This is a genomic window from uncultured Ramlibacter sp., from assembly GCF_936925435.1.
Taxonomy (GTDB): Bacteria; Pseudomonadota; Gammaproteobacteria; order Burkholderiales; family Burkholderiaceae_C; genus Ramlibacter.
Genome location: NZ_CAKZHQ010000004.1, coordinates 256,508 through 272,646 on the forward strand (window position 1 = coordinate 256,508; position 16,139 = coordinate 272,646).

21 protein-coding genes are annotated in these 16,139 nt (G+C 67.1%); 13 read left to right on the forward strand and 8 right to left on the reverse strand.

Annotation, left to right across the window (positions count from 1 at the left end; translation table 11 throughout):
- The first annotated feature begins 22 nt into the window (after positions 1 to 22).
- Positions 23 to 541 carry a peptidylprolyl isomerase gene (locus Q0632_RS04830; RefSeq protein WP_298924958.1) on the forward strand — a complete coding sequence of 173 codons (519 nt, stop codon included), beginning with the start codon at positions 23 to 25 and terminating at the stop codon, positions 539 to 541.
- 56 nt (positions 542 to 597) lie between these two features.
- Here the strand turns inward: Q0632_RS04830 and Q0632_RS04835 are convergent, their stop codons facing one another.
- The 3 genes from Q0632_RS04835 to coaBC form a co-directional block, all read right to left on the reverse strand.
- Positions 598 to 1,101, reverse strand: a complete 504-nt coding sequence (locus Q0632_RS04835; protein WP_298924961.1) for a glycine zipper 2TM domain-containing protein — start codon at positions 1,099 to 1,101, stop codon at positions 598 to 600.
- A 146-nt stretch (positions 1,102 to 1,247) separates the two neighbouring features.
- A complete protein-coding gene (gene dut / locus Q0632_RS04840) occupies positions 1,248 to 1,694 on the reverse strand; it encodes a dUTP diphosphatase (protein ID WP_298924964.1) in 447 nt (148 codons plus the stop codon).
- A 17-nt stretch (positions 1,695 to 1,711) separates the two neighbouring features.
- Positions 1,712 to 2,944, reverse strand: coding sequence for a bifunctional phosphopantothenoylcysteine decarboxylase/phosphopantothenate--cysteine ligase CoaBC (gene coaBC / locus Q0632_RS04845; RefSeq protein WP_298924967.1), 1,233 nt, complete (start codon positions 2,942 to 2,944; stop codon positions 1,712 to 1,714).
- A gap of 82 nt (positions 2,945 to 3,026) precedes the next feature.
- Here coaBC and Q0632_RS04850 point away from each other — a divergent pair, with 82 nt between their 5' ends.
- The 8 genes from Q0632_RS04850 to Q0632_RS04885 all read left to right on the forward strand — a co-directional run bounded on the left by Q0632_RS04850 (position 3,027) and on the right by Q0632_RS04885 (position 8,836).
- Positions 3,027 to 4,697 carry a CTP synthase gene (locus Q0632_RS04850; RefSeq protein WP_298924970.1) on the forward strand — a complete coding sequence of 557 codons (1,671 nt, stop codon included), beginning with the start codon at positions 3,027 to 3,029 and terminating at the stop codon, positions 4,695 to 4,697.
- A 16-nt stretch (positions 4,698 to 4,713) separates the two neighbouring features.
- Complete coding sequence (gene kdsA / locus Q0632_RS04855) at positions 4,714 to 5,568, forward strand: 3-deoxy-8-phosphooctulonate synthase (RefSeq protein ID WP_298924977.1); 855 nt, start codon at positions 4,714 to 4,716, stop codon at positions 5,566 to 5,568.
- Between the two features lie 5 nt (positions 5,569 to 5,573).
- On the forward strand, positions 5,574 to 5,864 hold the full coding sequence (locus Q0632_RS04860; protein ID WP_298924980.1) for a DUF1330 domain-containing protein: 291 nt from the start codon (positions 5,574 to 5,576) through the stop codon (positions 5,862 to 5,864).
- Positions 5,865 to 5,900: 36 nt separating this feature from the next.
- Complete coding sequence (gene eno / locus Q0632_RS04865) at positions 5,901 to 7,184, forward strand: phosphopyruvate hydratase (protein ID WP_298924983.1); 1,284 nt, start codon at positions 5,901 to 5,903, stop codon at positions 7,182 to 7,184.
- 8 nt (positions 7,185 to 7,192) lie between these two features.
- Complete coding sequence (locus tag Q0632_RS04870) at positions 7,193 to 7,468, forward strand: septum formation initiator family protein (protein ID WP_298924988.1); 276 nt, start codon at positions 7,193 to 7,195, stop codon at positions 7,466 to 7,468.
- Between the two features lie 18 nt (positions 7,469 to 7,486).
- Positions 7,487 to 7,957 (forward strand): hypothetical protein, encoded by a 471-nt coding sequence (locus Q0632_RS04875; RefSeq protein WP_298924991.1) that lies wholly within the window; start codon positions 7,487 to 7,489, stop codon positions 7,955 to 7,957.
- 103 nt (positions 7,958 to 8,060) lie between these two features.
- On the forward strand, positions 8,061 to 8,369 hold the full coding sequence (locus Q0632_RS04880) for a hypothetical protein (protein WP_298924993.1): 309 nt from the start codon (positions 8,061 to 8,063) through the stop codon (positions 8,367 to 8,369).
- A gap of 95 nt (positions 8,370 to 8,464) precedes the next feature.
- Positions 8,465 to 8,836: a response regulator gene (locus Q0632_RS04885; RefSeq protein ID WP_298924996.1), complete on the forward strand. Its 372-nt coding sequence runs from the start codon at positions 8,465 to 8,467 to the stop codon at positions 8,834 to 8,836.
- Positions 8,837 to 8,840: 4 nt separating this feature from the next.
- Here Q0632_RS04885 and Q0632_RS04890 read toward each other — a convergent pair whose 3' ends face one another.
- Both Q0632_RS04890 and Q0632_RS04895 read right to left on the reverse strand, forming a co-directional pair.
- Positions 8,841 to 9,818: an Hsp33 family molecular chaperone HslO gene (locus tag Q0632_RS04890; protein ID WP_298924999.1), complete on the reverse strand. Its 978-nt coding sequence runs from the start codon at positions 9,816 to 9,818 to the stop codon at positions 8,841 to 8,843.
- A 16-nt stretch (positions 9,819 to 9,834) separates the two neighbouring features.
- The gene (locus tag Q0632_RS04895) at positions 9,835 to 10,359 is read right to left on the reverse strand and encodes a gamma carbonic anhydrase family protein (protein WP_298925002.1); all 525 of its coding nucleotides are present in this window, start codon (positions 10,357 to 10,359) and stop codon (positions 9,835 to 9,837) included.
- 132 nt (positions 10,360 to 10,491) lie between these two features.
- Here Q0632_RS04895 and Q0632_RS04900 point away from each other — a divergent pair, with 132 nt between their 5' ends.
- From Q0632_RS04900 to Q0632_RS04910, 3 genes are all read left to right on the forward strand, one after another.
- Positions 10,492 to 11,730 carry an EAL and HDOD domain-containing protein gene (locus Q0632_RS04900; RefSeq protein ID WP_298925006.1) on the forward strand — a complete coding sequence of 413 codons (1,239 nt, stop codon included), beginning with the start codon at positions 10,492 to 10,494 and terminating at the stop codon, positions 11,728 to 11,730.
- Positions 11,730 to 12,539: a ferritin-like domain-containing protein gene (locus Q0632_RS04905; protein WP_298925009.1), complete on the forward strand. Its 810-nt coding sequence runs from the start codon at positions 11,730 to 11,732 to the stop codon at positions 12,537 to 12,539. The genes Q0632_RS04900 and Q0632_RS04905 overlap by 1 nt, the downstream gene beginning before the upstream one ends.
- A gap of 296 nt (positions 12,540 to 12,835) precedes the next feature.
- Positions 12,836 to 13,099, forward strand: a complete 264-nt coding sequence (locus Q0632_RS04910) for a hypothetical protein (RefSeq protein WP_298925012.1) — start codon at positions 12,836 to 12,838, stop codon at positions 13,097 to 13,099.
- Between the two features lie 32 nt (positions 13,100 to 13,131).
- Here the strand turns inward: Q0632_RS04910 and Q0632_RS04915 are convergent, their stop codons facing one another.
- Positions 13,132 to 13,623: an MAPEG family protein gene (locus Q0632_RS04915; RefSeq protein WP_298925014.1), complete on the reverse strand. Its 492-nt coding sequence runs from the start codon at positions 13,621 to 13,623 to the stop codon at positions 13,132 to 13,134.
- Between the two features lie 200 nt (positions 13,624 to 13,823).
- Here Q0632_RS04915 and Q0632_RS04920 point away from each other — a divergent pair, with 200 nt between their 5' ends.
- The gene (locus Q0632_RS04920) at positions 13,824 to 14,678 is read left to right on the forward strand and encodes a hypothetical protein (RefSeq protein ID WP_298925016.1); all 855 of its coding nucleotides are present in this window, start codon (positions 13,824 to 13,826) and stop codon (positions 14,676 to 14,678) included.
- A gap of 18 nt (positions 14,679 to 14,696) precedes the next feature.
- On the opposite strand, the gene Q0632_RS04925 is transcribed toward Q0632_RS04920, so the two are convergent.
- Positions 14,697 to 15,149 carry a MaoC family dehydratase gene (locus Q0632_RS04925; protein ID WP_298925018.1) on the reverse strand — a complete coding sequence of 151 codons (453 nt, stop codon included), beginning with the start codon at positions 15,147 to 15,149 and terminating at the stop codon, positions 14,697 to 14,699.
- 2 nt (positions 15,150 to 15,151) lie between these two features.
- Positions 15,152 to 16,111, reverse strand: coding sequence for a tripartite tricarboxylate transporter substrate binding protein (locus Q0632_RS04930; protein ID WP_298925020.1), 960 nt, complete (start codon positions 16,109 to 16,111; stop codon positions 15,152 to 15,154).
- Positions 16,112 to 16,139 lie beyond the last annotated feature (28 nt).

Consider the following 16,139-nt stretch of genomic DNA (forward strand, 5'->3'; position numbering starts at 1 on the left):
GTCAAACTGCGACAATTCTCCTATGGAAATCACTGAACAATGCGTGGCGGCCCTGACCTGGACGCTCAAGGACACGCTGGGCGAGACGCTGGACGTGCTGGATGAACCGGTGGAGTTCCTGATCGGGGGCGGCGACCTGTTTGCCCGCATCGAGGAAGCGCTGCAAGGCCACGGCCCCGGCGCGAAGATCGACGTCCACCTGGAACCGGAAGAAGCCTTCGGCGACTACAACGAGCAACTGGTCTTCCTGGAGCCGCGCGGCATGTTCCCGGCCGAGCTGGAAGAAGGCATGACGTTTGAAGGCCTGCCGCCGGGCACCAACCCCGATGCACCCAAGGATGTTCTCTACACGGTGACTGAGATCTACCCCGAGCACGTGGTGCTCGACGGCAACCATCCGCTGGCGGGTATTGCCATCCGGCTGGCGCTCAAGGTCGAAGCGGTGCGCGAAGCCACCGAAGACGAAATCGGCCGTGGCACGGCCGGCACGGGCTTTTTCAAGGTGCAGGCCCAAGCGCCCGGCGGCAGCACGCTGCACTGATTTGCCCGCCGCAGGCGCCTGAAGCTCACGGCGCCCGTGGTGCCGTGTTGTGTCCGTTAACCCCGGTAGATCACGCCGTTTTCGACGCGCACGCGGTCACCCACGCGCAGTTCGCCGGTGGAGCTGACCTCGTAGGTGCGCCAGGCGCCGTTGTCGGCCTGCAGCGTCACGCGGTAGGCCGGGCCGGTGTAGGTCGTGCCGTCGCGGTTCTTGCCGATGCGGTTGCCGATCACGGCGCCGCCCACGGCGCCCAGCACCGTGGCCGCGGTCTTACCCGAACCACCACCCACCTGGTTGCCCAGCAGGCCGCCGGCGACGCCGCCGAGCACCGTGCCGATGGCGCTGTTGGTGGTGCTGCCGGTGGTCGTGCCGGTGCCGGGGAGGTATTCGATGTTGGTGATGCGGCCGTATTCGGTGCCAACGGCCGGGGCCGTGGCCACCGGCGTGCTGCTGGGATAGCTGCTGACCGGCTGGGACGGGTTGGTGGTGCCGCAGGCGGCGAGCGCGGCGGCCAGCACGGCGCCCGATGCAATGGTGAGGAAGCGGGAAGAGGCAAGCATGGAATTCTCCTGGTGTTGTTGACACGGGGAAAGGCCTGGCAGGCCTCCCGTGCCGCCATTGAGGCGCATGCTGCCGCGCTGCCGGCACGGCCGATGCCGCGCCTTGCTGTAGGAACTGACTTGAAAAGGTGTAGGACGCCGGGCGCTCAGCTTTTGCCAGTGGAGCCGTAACCGCCCTCGCCGCGCTGGGTCAGCGGGAACTCGCTGACCACGTTGAATTGCGCCTGCACCACCGGCACGATCACCAGCTGGGCTAGCCGCTCCATCGGCTGGAGGGTGAATTCGACGTCGCTGCGGTTCCAGCAGCTGACCATCAACTGGCCCTGGTAGTCGCTGTCGATCAGGCCCACCAGGTTGCCCAGCACGATGCCGTGCTTGTGGCCCAGCCCCGAGCGCGGCAGGATCAGCGCCGCGTAGCCCGGGTCCTTGAGGTAGATGGCGATGCCGGTGGGCACCAGGCGCCAGGCATTGGCGGCCAATGTGATGGGCTCGTCCGTGCAGGCGCGCAGGTCCAGGCCGGCACTGCCTGGCGTGGCATAGGAAGGCAGCTGGTCCGCCATGCGCGGGTCCAGGATCTTGACGTCGATGTTCATGGTCTTTTACAAGTAAATCAGGCTGTAGCCCCCGTCCGCTGGGCGATTTCCGCTATCAATTGGCGAGCAAGAACGAGTTTGGAGGCACGTGGCAGTTCGCGCGCGCCATCCTTGTCGACCAGCAGCAGCTGGTTGTCGTCCAGGCCAAAAGTGAGCTGGCCGATGTTGCCCACCAGCAGCGGGATGCCTTTGCGCTCGCGCTTGGCCTTGGCGTGCGCGGCCAGGTCGTTGGTCTCGGCCGCAAAGCCCACGCAGAACAATGCCCCGCTTTGGGCGCGCTCCGACTGCGCCACCGTCAGCAGGATGTCGGGGTTTTCGGTGAAAGCGACGGTGGGCGCCTGGCCCGTGCCGTCCTTCTTGATCTTCTGCTCCGATTCTGCCGCCGGCCGCCAGTCGGCCACGGCCGCGGTGGCGACAAAGACATCCGACAGCGGCGCGTGGCGCAGCGTCGCCTCCAGCATCTGACGGGCCGACTTGACGTCGATGCGCTCGACGCCGCGCGGCGTTTCCAGGTGGACTGGCCCCGCCACCAGGGTGACCACGGCGCCGGCTTCCTGCGCCGCCCGGGCGATGGCGAAACCCATCTTGCCCGAGGAATGGTTGGTGATGCCGCGGATCGGGTCCATGGCCTCGAAGGTGGGGCCGGCGGTGATCAGCACCCGCTTGCCGGCCAGCAGCTTGGGCTGGAAGAAGGCGACGACGTCCTGCAGCAGTTGCGGCGGCTCCAGCATGCGGCCGTCACCGGTTTCGCCGCAGGCCTGGAAGCCGCTGCCCACGCCCAGGATGGTGGTGCTGTCGGCGGCCAGCTGCGCCATGTTGCGCTGGGTGGCAGGATGGGCCCACATCTCGCGGTTCATGGCCGGCGCCAGCAGCAGCGGCACGCGGGCGATGGGCCGGGCCAGGCACAGCAGGGAGAGCAGTTCGTCGGCGCGGCCGTGCAGCAGTTTGGCCATGAAGTCGGCGCTGCAAGGCGCGATGAGGATGGCATCGGCTTCGCGCGACAGGTTGATGTGCGGCATGCCGTTGGCTTCACGTCCATCAAAACCCGAAGCATCGTGCGAGCCGTAGACCGGCCGCCCCGACAGCGCCTGCATGGTCACCGGCGTGATGAACCGCTCGGCTGCCTCGGTCATCACGACCTGCACCGTCGCTCCTTCCTTGATGAGGGCGCGGCACAATTCGGCCGCCTTGTAGCAGGCGATGCCGCCGGTCAGTCCAAGGACAAAGTGTTTGCCTGCCAGATCGTTCATGGGATTGCAATGTAGCAGGGCATGGGCAGCCCTCTATAATCTCGCTTTACCACCTCCCGGAAGCCAGCCTTCCGACCCTGACATGACCAAATTTGTCTTCGTCACCGGCGGTGTGGTGTCCTCCCTGGGCAAGGGAATCGCCTCAGCCTCCCTCGCTGCGATTTTGGAATCGCGGGGCCTCAAAGTCACTCTGATCAAGCTGGATCCGTACATCAATGTCGATCCCGGCACGATGTCGCCCTTCCAGCACGGCGAAGTCTTCGTCACCGACGACGGCGCCGAGACCGACCTGGACCTGGGCCACTACGAGCGTTTCGTCACCACCCGCATGGGCAAGGCGAACAACTTCACCACCGGCCGCATCTACCAGTCGGTGCTGGAAAAGGAGCGCCGCGGCGACTACCTGGGCAAGACCGTCCAGGTCATCCCCCACATCACCAATGAGATCCAGGAATACGTCAAGCGCGGCGCGCGCTATGGCGAGCCCGGCGCGGCCGATGTGGCCATCGTCGAGATCGGCGGCACGGTGGGCGACATCGAGTCCCTGCCCTTCCTGGAAGCGGCCCGGCAGATGAGCCTGAAGATGGGCCCGAACAACGCGGCCTTCGTGCACCTGACCTACGTGCCTTGGATCGCCGCCGCCGGCGAGCTCAAGACCAAGCCGACCCAGCACACGGTGCAGAAGCTGCGTGAGATCGGCATCCAGGCCGACGCCCTGCTGTGCCGCGCCGACCGCGCCATCCCCGAGGACGAGCGCGCCAAGATCTCGCTGTTCACCAACGTGCCCGAGTGGGGCGTGATCTCCATGTGGGACGTCAACACCATCTACAAGGTGCCGCGCATGCTGCACGAGCAGGGCCTGGACGGCCTGATCTGCGACAAGCTGCGTCTGAACACGCCGCCGGCCAGCCTCAAGCGCTGGGACGACCTGGTCTACGAGACCGAGCATCCCAAAGGCGAGATCAGCATCGCCATGGTCGGCAAGTACGTCGACCTGTCCGACAGCTACAAGTCGCTCAATGAAGCGCTGCGCCACGCCGGCATGAAGAACCACGTGCGGGTCAAGATCGACTACATCGACTCGGAAACCATCACCACGGCCAATGTGGGCCAGTTGGCCAAGCACGACGCCGTGCTGGTGCCCGGCGGCTTCGGCAAGCGCGGCATCGAGGGCAAGATCTGCGCCGCCCGCTATGCCCGCGAGAACAAGCTGCCCTACCTGGGCATCTGCCTGGGCATGCAGGTCGCCACCATCGAGTACGCGCGCAACGTCGCCGGCCTGGCCGACGCCAACAGCACGGAGTTCGAGCCCGACGCGCCGCATCCGGTGATCGCCCTGATCACCGAGTGGAAGGACGCCGACGGCACGATCAAGCAGCGCGACGCGAACTCCGACCTGGGCGGCACCATGCGCCTGGGCGCGCAAAGCTCGGATGTGGCCAAGAACACTCTGGCCCACAAGATCTACGGCGATGTCGTCACGGAGCGGCACCGTCACCGCTACGAGGCCAACGTCAACTACCTGAACAAGCTGCGCCAGGCCGGCCTGGTGATCTCGGCCCTCACGCAGCGCGAGCAGCTGACCGAGATCGTCGAGCTGCCGCAGGACGTGCACCCCTGGTTCGTGGGCGTCCAGTTCCACCCCGAGTTCAAGTCCACGCCCTGGGACGGCCACCCGCTGTTCAATGCCTTCATCAAGGCGGCGGTGGACCAGCATGCGGTGGGCAACAAGGCGCTCAAAGCCGTCGCATGAGCGGGGCACTGAAACCATGAAGCTGTGCAACTTTGACATCGGGCTGGACCAGCCCTTCTTCCTGATCGCCGGCCCCTGCGTGGTCGAGTCCGAGCAGCTGCAGATGGACACGGCCGGCGCGCTCAAGGAAATCACTTCCGCGCTGGGCATTCCCTTCATCTTCAAGAGCAGCTTCGACAAGGCCAACCGCAGCTCGGGCACCAGCTTTCGCGGCCCCGGCCGCGAAAAGGGCCTGGACATCCTGGCCAAGGTCAAGCGCGAACTGGGCCTTCCCATCCTGACCGACGTGCACAGTGAGGAAGACATCACCGAAGCCGCCAAGGTGGTGGACGTGCTGCAGACGCCGGCGTTCCTGTGCCGCCAGACCGATTTCATCCGGGCCGCGGCGCAGTCGGGCAAGCCGGTGAACATCAAGAAGGGCCAGTTCCTGTCGCCGCACGAGATGAAGAACGTGATCGACAAGGCGCGCGATGCCGCCCGCGAAAAGGGCCTGGACGCCGACAGCTTCATGGCCTGCGAGCGCGGCGCCAGCTTCGGCTACAACAACCTGGTGTCGGACATGCGCTCGCTGGCCATCATGCGCGAGAGCGCGCCGGTGGTGTTCGACGCCACCCACAGCGTGCAGCTGCCCGGCGGCCAGGGCACGAGCTCCGGCGGCCAGCGCGAGATGGTGCCGGTGCTGGCCCGCGCGGCCATCGCCGTGGGCGTGGCCGGCGTCTTCATGGAGACCCATCCCGACCCCGCCAAGGCCCTGTCGGACGGCCCCAACGCCGTGCCCCTCAAGCACATGAAGGCCCTGCTGGAGACCCTGCTGGCGCTGGACACGGTGACCAAGAAGAACGGTTTCCTCGAGAACAACTTCAACGCCTGAGAGCCATGCCCAGCGCCTACATCCTTGCCAACGTCACCGTCACCAACCCCGAACAATACGAGGAGTACAAAAAGCTCTCCAGCATCGCGATGAAGGCCCATGGCGCCGAAGTCTGCGTGCGCGGCGGCCAGGTCGAGGTGCTCGAAGGCGACTGGTCGCCCAGCCGCCTGGTGATTCTGAAATTCCCTTCGGTCGCAGCCGCCAAAGCCTTCAACGATTCAGTCGAGTACGACGCCGCGCGCAAGGCCCGCCAGGGTGCCGCCGTGATGCGCATGATCGTCGTCGAAGGTGTGTGATCCTTTTCAAACTTCAATTCAGTCGGAACTACAACAATGAGCGCAATCGTTGACATCGTCGGCCGCGAAATCCTCGACAGCCGCGGCAATCCCACCGTGGAATGCGACGTGCTGCTGGAGTCGGGCACCATGGGCCGCGCGGCCGTGCCCTCGGGCGCCTCGACCGGTTCGCGCGAGGCCATCGAGCTGCGCGACGGCGACAAAAGCCGCTACCTGGGCAAGGGCGTGCTCAAGGCGGTGGAGCACATCAACACCGAGATCTCCGAGTCCGTGCTGGGCCTGGACGCCTCCGAGCAGGCCTTCCTGGACAAGACCCTGATCGACCTGGACGGCACCGACAACAAGGCCCGCCTGGGCGCCAACGCCACCCTGGCCGTGTCCATGGCCGTGGCCCGCGCCGCGGCCGAAGAATCCGGCCTGCCGCTGTACCGCTACTTCGGCGGCATGGGCGGCATGTCCCTGCCCGTGCCCATGATGAACGTGGTCAACGGCGGCGCCCATGCCAACAACAACCTGGACCTGCAGGAGCTGATGATCATTCCGGTGGGCGCACCCAGCTTCCGTGAAGCCGTGCGCTACGGCGCCGAGGTCTTCCACGCGCTCAAGAAGATCATCCACGACAAGGGCATGAGCGTGGCCGTCGGCGACGAGGGCGGCTTCGCCCCCAACGTGGCCAACCACGAAGCTGCCATCCAGATGATCCTGCAGGCCATCGAGGCCGCCGGCTACCGCCCGGGCGAGCAGATCGCCCTGGGCCTGGACTGCGCGGCCAGCGAGTTCTACAAGGACGGCAAGTACAACGTGTCGGCTGAAGGCCTGGTGCTCGACTCCGGCGAATGGACCAACGTGCTGGCCTCCTGGGTCGACAAGTACCCCATCATCAGCATCGAAGACGGCATGGGTGAGAGCGACTGGGACGGCTGGAAGACCCTGACCGAGCGCCTGGGCAGCAAGGTGCAGCTGGTAGGCGACGACCTGTTCGTCACCAACACCAGGATACTCAAGGAAGGCATCGACAAGAAGATCGCCAACTCCATCCTGATCAAGATCAACCAGATCGGCACCCTGACCGAAACCTTTGCCGCGATCGAGATGGCCAAGCGCGCCGGCTACACCGCCGTCATCAGCCACCGTTCGGGCGAGACCGAGGACTCGACCATCGCCGACATCGCCGTGGGCACCAACGCCGGCCAGATCAAGACCGGGTCCCTGTCCCGCAGCGACCGCACGGCCAAGTACAACCAGCTGCTGCGCATCGAGGAAGACCTGGGCGACATCGCCAGCTACCCGGGCAAGGCGGCGTTCTACAACCTGCGCTGATCCCTCACTTGGGCAACCGCTTCGTCCCCGCCCTGCTGGTCGCGCTGCTGCTGGTGCTGCACGCGCAGCTGTGGTCCGGCCGAGGCAGCGTGTCCAACGTCGATGAGATGCAGCGCAAGCTCGACGCCCGCAAGGCCGCCAACGCCCAGGCCCAGTTGGCCAACGAGAGGCTGGCCTCGGACGTGCGCGACCTCAAGGAAGGCCTGGAGATGGTCGAGGAAAAGGCCAGGATGGAGCTGGGCATGGTCAAGCCCAACGAGATCTACGTCCATTACGGCAAGTAGGCCCACGCGCAGTCCGCCATGAAGATCGCCCTGCTGGGAGCTCAGAGCACGGGCAAGACCAGCCTGGCAACCGCCCTGGCCACACCGCTGCGCAGCCGCGGCCAGTCCGTCACTGTGGTGACCGCCACCATGCTGTGCCCGGAAGGCGAACTCTCTGCTTTTGCGCTGGAACAGCTGCACGGCTACGACGCCATCTTGCTGTGCGGCCTGGACCTGCCCTGGGTGGCCGACGGCCCGCAGGCGCGCGAGGCGGTGGACGCGCTCATCCGCACTGCCCTGCAGAGACAGGACCTGGCCTACCGGGTGGTTTATGGCATCGGCCCGCAGCGCCTGGCCAACGCCTTGCGCGCTATCGATTCCATAGCATCAGAGGGCCAATCGGCGGGGGGAAGCAGTCGCTTTCCCGATGATAGTGCGACCTGGCGCCATTTTTGCGCCAACTGCGGCGATCCGCAGTGCGAACGCCGCATCTTCAGCGGCCGGCTCTGAGGCATCTCAGGGCGATGGCTGGCGGTTGCCTCAGCCATCGGCCTACACACGGCTGGGCCAGCCCTGACTATTTTTGGCCCATGTTCACCATGGAGTCAGAGCAATGGATCCCAAGAGCCTTCCCGCTGCCCAGCCCAAGCCGATCGAACAGGCCAGGGACAAGGCCGATACCGTCAGCCAGGACCTGCAGCTGGCCGGCGCCGAACTGCACCTGAGCAATGCCGCACTGGAGCGCCACCTGCCGCCGCAGACCAAGGACGGCGATGTCGGCCGCGCGCTGGAGCAGCATGTGCGCACCGAAGCCAAGGTGCAGGAAGCGGCCGAGGAGCTGGCCGTGGTGACGGAGCTGCTGGAAGAAGAGATCGAGGAGCGCGTCCGCCTGGAAGCGCAACTGGCCCAGGCGCGCGGCTGAGCCAGCAAAAGCGCCCGCGCGGCCCCCGCGGCGCGGCGCCTGGGGCAATAATGCAGTGGGCGCGTGGTACCGCGCCGCAGCGCAATGGAGACCAAGTGAGCATCGCCGTCCTGTTGGTGGAAGACCTCAAGCACCTGCGCACCGTGATCGCCGATCTGCTGGCCAGCATCGGGGACTTCGAGGTGGTGGGCGAGGTGTCCACCGAAGCCGAAGCCAAGCTCTGGCTGGAGGAAAACCCCGGGCGCTGGGATCTGGCGGTGGTCGACCTGATCCTCGAGCAGGGCACGGGCATGGGCGTGATCGCCAAGTGCCGCGAAGCGGCCGGCAGCAAGATCGTGGTGTTCAGCGACTACGCAACGCCCGGCATCCACAAGCACTGCCTGTCGCTGGGCGCCGATGCAGTGTTCCAGAAGTCCGAAGGCACGACCGGGTTCATCGACTGGTGCTCGGCGCTCAAGCAGGCCTGAAAGCTCACTGCACGGCGGATGTCACTGGCGGCTGGTCACCCGGCGCGGCGAAGATGCGCGCCGCGTCCACCGCGTCGTAGCGGTACTGCTCGCCGCAGAAGTCGCAACTCACCTCGATCTCATCGCGCTCGGCCAGAATGGATTCGGCCTCGTCGCGGCCCAGGCTGCGGATCATGTTGCTGACGCGCTCGCGGCTGCAGGTGCAGGCAAAGCGCGGCGCCTGCGGCTCGAAGCGCAGCACTTTCTCTTCCCAGAACAGGCGGCGCAAGATGGTGTCCACGTCCAGCTCCAGCAGCTCTTCGCGCTTGAGGCTGGAGGCCAGGATGGAGATGCGGTTGTAGTCCTCGTTGCGGCCGATCTCGTCCTCATTGGCCTGGCTGGTCAGGCTGCCGGCCAGGTTGCCTTCGCCTTGCAGCGGCAGGCGCTGGATCAGCAGGCCGGCGGCGACCTTGTCGTCGGCCGCCAGCACCAGGGTGGTGTCCAACTGCTCGGACTGCAGCATGTAGTGCTGCAGCACGTCGCTGAGCTTGTCCAGCTTTTCTCCCTGGTCGCCATACAGGGGCACGACGCCCTGGTAGGGCTGTTGGCCGGGGAATTTGTCCTTGGGGTCCAGCGTGATGGCGCAGCGGCCCTTGTTGCCCAGGTTCACCAGCTCGGGCAGGCGCGCATCCACGGCCACATCGCCCACCACCTTGGCGGTGACGCGCAGGCTCAGGTCGGGCTGGACTTCGGCCACCGCCACCTTGACCGGGCCGTCGCCGAAGATCTGCAGCACCAGGGCGCCGTTGAATTTGATGTTCGACTGCATCAGCGCGCCGGCCGCAGCCATCTCGCCCAGCAGTTCGGCCACCGGCGGCGGCCATGCCCCCGTGCCCAGGTTGGCGCGGCGGCGTGCCAGGATCTCGGTCCAGGCGTCGGTCAGTCGGACGATGGCACCGCGCACCGGCAGGCCGTCGAACAGGAATTTGTGCAGTTCAGACATCGAAACCAGCTTGGGGTCAGGCAATCTTCTTCAAGCCTTTGGCAAAGCGCCTGGCGTTCGCTACATAGTGCGGTGCCAGATGCGCCAGCTTGGCCACGCCAGCCTCGTCCAGGGTGCGGATGACCTTGGCCGGGCTGCCGACAATCAGGGAGTTGTCAGGAAACTCCTTGCCCTCGGTGACCACGCTGCCGGCGCCGACGATGCAGTTGCGGCCGATCCTGGCGTGGTTGAGCACCACGGCCTGGATGCCGATCAGGCTGCCGTCGCCTATGGTGCAGCCGTGCAGCATGACCTGGTGGCCGACGGTGACGTTGTCGCCCAGGGTCAGTGGCACGCCCGGATCGGCATGCAGCACCGACAGGTCCTGCACATTGCTGTTCTTGCCGATGGTGATGGTGTCGCAGTCCCCGCGCACCACCGCGCCGCACCAGACGCTGGCGTTTTCACCCATCACCACGTCGCCGATCACCTCGGCGCTGTCCGCCACCCAGGCGCCCTCGGCCAGTTGCGGCGCCTTGCCTTCGAGTTCATAAATTGCCATGAAAGCCATGTTACCTTGGCCGGCGAACCCCGGGGAGCGCCGGAAAAGAGGCATTCCCGGCCCGGTGTTCCGGCGTTGCGGCCGGCCAGCCCTGCCTAGAATGGTCCGGACTGAACTCCATCGAGCCCTCCCATGCACGCCGCCACCGCTGACCGCCCTGTCGCCGACCAGACGCCCTTCGCTATGGCCCGCCAGGCCATCATCGACGGCAAGCTGTCGGTCTTCGGCTATGAAATGCTCGATCGCTCGGGTGCGGCCGGCGAGTCGCGCGATGCGGAGTTCCTGCTTTACGTGCTGTCGCTGGCCGACAGCGCGGCAGCGGCCGATCACCGCCCCCTCTTCATGCGCTGCTCGCTGGAGACCCTGGCCACCGGCCACCTGGATCTGGTCGACGCCGCGCGCGTGGTGCTGGAGATCGCCCTGCCGCCGGCCATCGACGCCGCCGGCATCGCCGCCGCCGCCGTGGCCCTGCACACGGCCCGCAAACGCGGCTTTCGCCTGTCTTTCGACCACCGCGTGCTGGCCCCGGCCTGGCGCAGCTGGCTGCTCAACGCCTCTTTCATCCGCTTCGACATGGCCCTGCTGCCGCCCGGCGTGGTCGAGGCCACCGTCAAGGAAGCCCGGCGCCATCCCGCCGCCCGCCTGATCGCCTGCAACATCGAGACCGCCGAACAGCACAAGGCCGCCGTCGACGCCGGCGTCAAGATGTTCCAGGGCAACTGGTTCGCCCGACCGGTGCTGGTGCGCAACCAGACCATGCGGCCCGGCCAGGCCACCGTGCTGCAACTGATCCACCTGGTGCGCACCGACGCCGACACCGGCGAGATCGAAGCCGTGCTCAAGCGCGACCCGGCCCTGTCGTTCAACCTGCTGCGCTTCATCAATTCGTCCGGCTTCGGCCTGAGCTGCGAGGTCAGCTCATTCCGTCACGCGGTGATGATCATGGGCCTGAAGAACCTGTTCCGATGGGCCGCCCTGCTGATCGCCACCTCGCGCGACGGCGGCGCCACCGCCGTCGGCCACACCGCCGTGGTGCGCGGCCGGCTGATGGAACTGCTGGCCGCCGAATTGCTGACGCCGGAAGAATGCGACCACGCCTTCGTGGTCGGCATCTTCTCGCTGCTCGAGGCCATGACCGGCATGCCGCTGGAACGCGTCCTCGAGGGCATCTCGCTGCCCGAGCCGGTGCTGCAAGCCCTGCTGCAGCGCAAGGGCACGCTGGCGCCCTTCCTGGAACTGACCGAAGCCTGCGAGGACATGAACCACGAGGCTTTCGCCCGTGCCGCCAACGCCCTGCAGCTGTCGGGCCGCCAGGTCAACACCGCCCACCTGGAGGCCCTGGCCTGGGCCTCGCACCTGCTGCGGGACTGATGGAACGCGAGCTGCGCCAGCTGGCCCTGCACGCTCTTTGCACTGCAGACCCCCAGGAAAAGGCGACGCTGGCGCGCGCCCTGTATGCGCGCGCATCGACGCTGACGATTGCACAGCACGCACCCGCGGCCAACGGCGCTACCCTGCCCGGCCGGCCGCTGCGCCCTGAACTGATTCACCCCGCCAAGGTGCCGCGGCGCTCGCCCTTCAATCCCGAAGGCCTGGCCGCGCTGCTGCATGCCATCGCCCACATCGAGTTCAATGCCATCAACCTGGCGCTGGACGCGGCCTGGCGTTTCGACGGCATGCCGCCCGACTTCCACCACGACTGGCTGCGCGTGGCCTCCGAAGAGGCCTTGCACTTCACCCTGCTGCGCGAGCACCTGGCGACGCTGGGCCACGCCTATGGCGACTTTCCCGCCCACGACAACCTGTGGAGCATGTGCGAGCGCACCGCCGGTGACGTCATCGCCCGCATGGCCCTGGTGCCGCGCACGCTGGAGGCGCGCGGCCTGGACGCCTCGCCGCTGATCCAGCGCAAGCTGCGCCAGGTCGGCACGCCGGCGGCGCTGCGCGCGGTCGAGATCCTGGACATCATCCTGGCCGACGAGGTCGGCCATGTCGCCATCGGCAACCACTGGTACCGCTGGCTGTGCGGCCATGAAGGCCTGGACCCCGTGGCCCACTACGGCGTGCTGGTCGAACGCCATGACGCGCCCAAGCTGCACCCGCCCTTCAACGAGGCGGCGCGCAAGCAGGCCGGCTTCACCGATGCGGAGCTGGCCATGCTGACCGGCCAAGCCAGCTGAGGCTCAGGCAGACCAGCGCAGCCTTTGCTTGGCTGCGTAGCAAGTCGAGCGGCCAACTCTAAACACCGCGCAGGCAAAGACTGTTTGAAAGGCCGCGTGTCGGTGGAACTCATCTGGGTCTCTTTAGGCCTTGTCCACATCGTGATCCCGTGACGGCACGATTTTCATCCCGGACTTTAGGCGGCGGCCTTCAGCACATAGCGCACCCTTCATACTTCGGTGCAGTTCGGCGTTGGTGCCGTAGGAGCGTCCGAATAATGGGTACGATCACGACCTCTAACGAGAAAGAGCACCACATGGCAACCATCGTTGAGCAACTGCGTAAGGAAATCGCGAGCCGCAAGGAAGAACTTAAGAGCCTTGAAGCCGCTCTTGCTGCCCTGTCCGGTGCGAAGGTAAGGATCGGCACCAAGCTGGCAGAAGCCGCTCGGAAGTCGAAGGCTGGCAAGACGCCCAAGGCAGCTAAGACGGCCAAGGCACGACCGGGCTGGACGCCTGAGCGCCGCGCCAAGATGGAAGTCGCCCTAGCTGCCCGTAAAGCAGCCAAGTCCGCCTCTTAAGGCCGGCCAGGCCAGCTGAGGCCTGCGCAGCCTCAGGCAGGGATGGCCTTGGCCGCCAGCACCACGATGGCCATGCCAGCGAGCAGCGCCGTCGGATAGAAGGTCAGGGCAAATCCGAACGCTCTTGACGGGGCGCCGCCGGCATAGCCAGCGTAGAACAGCACGCGGCCGAGCAGGAACATCAGGGCCGCCGCCGGGATGAGGACCAGCCAACGCGCCGGAAAGATCAACGCGCAAGCCATGTACACCGGCAGGGCCAGGGCGAGCTGCTCCAGCGTGTTTTGCAGCAACGCCTGCAGCAGCCTGGCGCGCGGCGTGCCCCCCGTCAGCGCGCTGCCATCAATGTCTTGCGGCGTGAAAAAACGGTGTTTGGCCAAGCGGGCAATGCAAACCAGCAGCGCGACCGCTGGCCCCATGACGCAGCCGGCAAGCAGCGCCAGGCGCAATTCCACGGCAGCACTTGCGGCCATGCGCTGAGCGCCAAAGACTGCGGCCAGGGTGAAAATGGCCAGCGCCAGCAGCAAGGCCGATGCCATCCCGACGGCCACGCCGCGTTGTGTGCGATCCACTTGAACCCCTCCTGAACCAGCCCCGCTGCGCTTGCCGCCACGAGGCCTGAATGCATCTGCTTATAGATTTTCCGGCGCCGGCCGGCAAGCAGAAACTGGCCGGGCGCGGCAGCTATCATGGCGTCCACAGAGCGCGCGAGGAGGGAGAAAAACCCATGCAACAAAATTCGTCTACCGTGCTGCCCGCTGCTGCCTGGCGTCTGGCCGTCTGCGCGGCCCTTGTGCTGGCCGGCATTGCCGATGCCGACGCCAAGGGCGGACGCGGCCGCAGCAGTTCCGGCACTGGCCACAGCAGCCATAGCAGCAGCAAGTCCGACCACGACAGCAGCAGCGGCAGCTACATCCCGCCCGTCACGATCCGCACCAACTCCGGCTCCTCGTCCAGCGGCTCTGGCAGCCAGACCGAGCAGCCGCTCGGCAGTCCGGCTGCTGCTGCGGCAGCCGGAGCCGCCGCAGCAGCAGCCGCCGCCGCTCCCCTGACTCCCGAGGAAGCCGCCCGCCGGGCCGCCGCGATGGCCACCTATGAGCGGGTCCAGGAAGAACGGCTGGCCGAGCAACGCGCCGCCGCGGAGCGCGCCGAGACCGAGCGCCTGACCGCCAGCCAGATCGCAGCGCAGCAGGCCGCCCAGCGTTCGGCGGAACAACGCGCCGCGGCCGCCAGGGTGGCGGCGGAACTGGAGCGGAAAAAACGCGAGGAAGCCAACGTCGCCGCCGAATCCGACCGCGTGCTGCTGCGTGCGATGACCGACTACCCGCTGCTGCGCTCCGCAGAAGGCCAGGCCATATTGCAGCAGATCATGGAACGGCACCGGGCCCTGCTGGCACGGGGGACGTATCCCAGCATCGCCATGACCGAAGCCGTGGCGGACCACGCCTACCAGCTCACGCCGCGCAGCAAACCGCTTGCTGCAGCTGCTGCCGCGCCCGCGGAACAGCAGCGCAGCATCGGCAGCTGCCGCTGGGTCACGCCCACGCAGTGGGCCTGCGATCCGCCGGCCGCCCGTCCCTGACGGCAGTCCCGGCCGGCCTCAGGCCGGCCGCCTGGACACCACCATCTTGGGCGTGAAGCTTTGCAGCAGCTCGCCGTGCTGGTTGCGTGTTTCGAAGCGCATGACGACCATGCCGCGGTCGGGCCTGGAGCGCGATGGCGTCACCTCCAGCACCTGCGCCTCCACATGCAGCACGTCGCCCGCACGGGTGGGCTGGGGCCAGGCCAGCGCGCCGCCCGAGCCGATGATGCCGTCGGCCAGCGGGATACCGCTGGTGACCAGCAGCTTCATGGTCAGCGCCGCCGTGTGCCAGCCGCTGGCCGCCAGGCCCTGGAACAGCGGGTGCTGCACCGCCGCCGCCGGATCGGTGTGGAAGGGCTGGGGGTCGAAGTCGCGGGCGAAAGCGATGATCTGCGCCTCGTCCAGCACATGCTCGCCGCTGCGGAAGCTGTCGCCCACCTTCAGGTCGTCCAGGTACAGCGTGCGTTCCATGCTTAGTCCCCCTTGATGCCGGCCGCCTTGATGACGCGGGCGTTGTTCTGCGACTCGGCGGCGATCTGCTTGGCGAAGTCGGCCGCGCTGCCGCCGGTGGGCACGTTGTCGGCGGCGTCCAGACGGGCGCGCATGTCGGGCGTGGCCATGGCCTTGTTGATCTCCGCGTTCAGGCGCGCCAGCACCGCCGGCGGCACGCCCGCCGGCGCGAAGATGCCAAACAGCGAGCTCATGTTGGCCGCCGGCAGGCCCAGCTCCGCCAGCGTCGGCACATTGGGCAGGGCGTCGACGCGCGTGGGCGCGCCCACGGCCAGGGCACGCAGCTTGCCGGCCTTGATGTGCTGCAGGATGGCCGGCGCGCTGTTGACCGACAGCACCTCGAACTGGCCGCCCAGCGCATCGGTGATCTGCTGGCCGCCGCCCTTGTAGGGCACCTGCGTGATGTCGACCTTGGCGCCGGCCTTGAGCTGCTCAAGCATGATGTGGCCGAGCGAGGCCGGACCGGATGTGGCCCAGCGCACCGCGCCGGGCTTGGCCTTGGCGGCCGCCAGCAGGGCTGGCAGATCCTTGGCATCGCTGGCCGAGGTGGCCAGCAGCAGCACCGGCGAGTACATCACGCTGGCCACCGGCACGATGTCCTTGGCCGGGTCGAAGGGCGACTTGCCCAGGTGCGGGTTGAGCACCAGCGGGCTGATGGCCGCGAAGCCCAGGGTGTGGCCGTCGGGCGCCGCCTTGGCCACCGCATCGACGCCGATGCTGCCACTGGCGCCGGCCTTGTTGTCGATCACCACCGGCAGGCCCAGGGCCGGGGCCAGCTTGTCGGCCAGTGCGCGGGCCACCGCGTCGCTGACCCCGCCGGGCGGGTAGGCGACGACGATGCGGATGGGTTTGGAAGGCCAGGCCTGTGCGCCGGCCAGCGTGGCGGCGCCCGCAAGCGCCAGCAGGGTGAGGAATTTCTTCATGGCCTGATTATCTTTGAGCCTCCCGGCT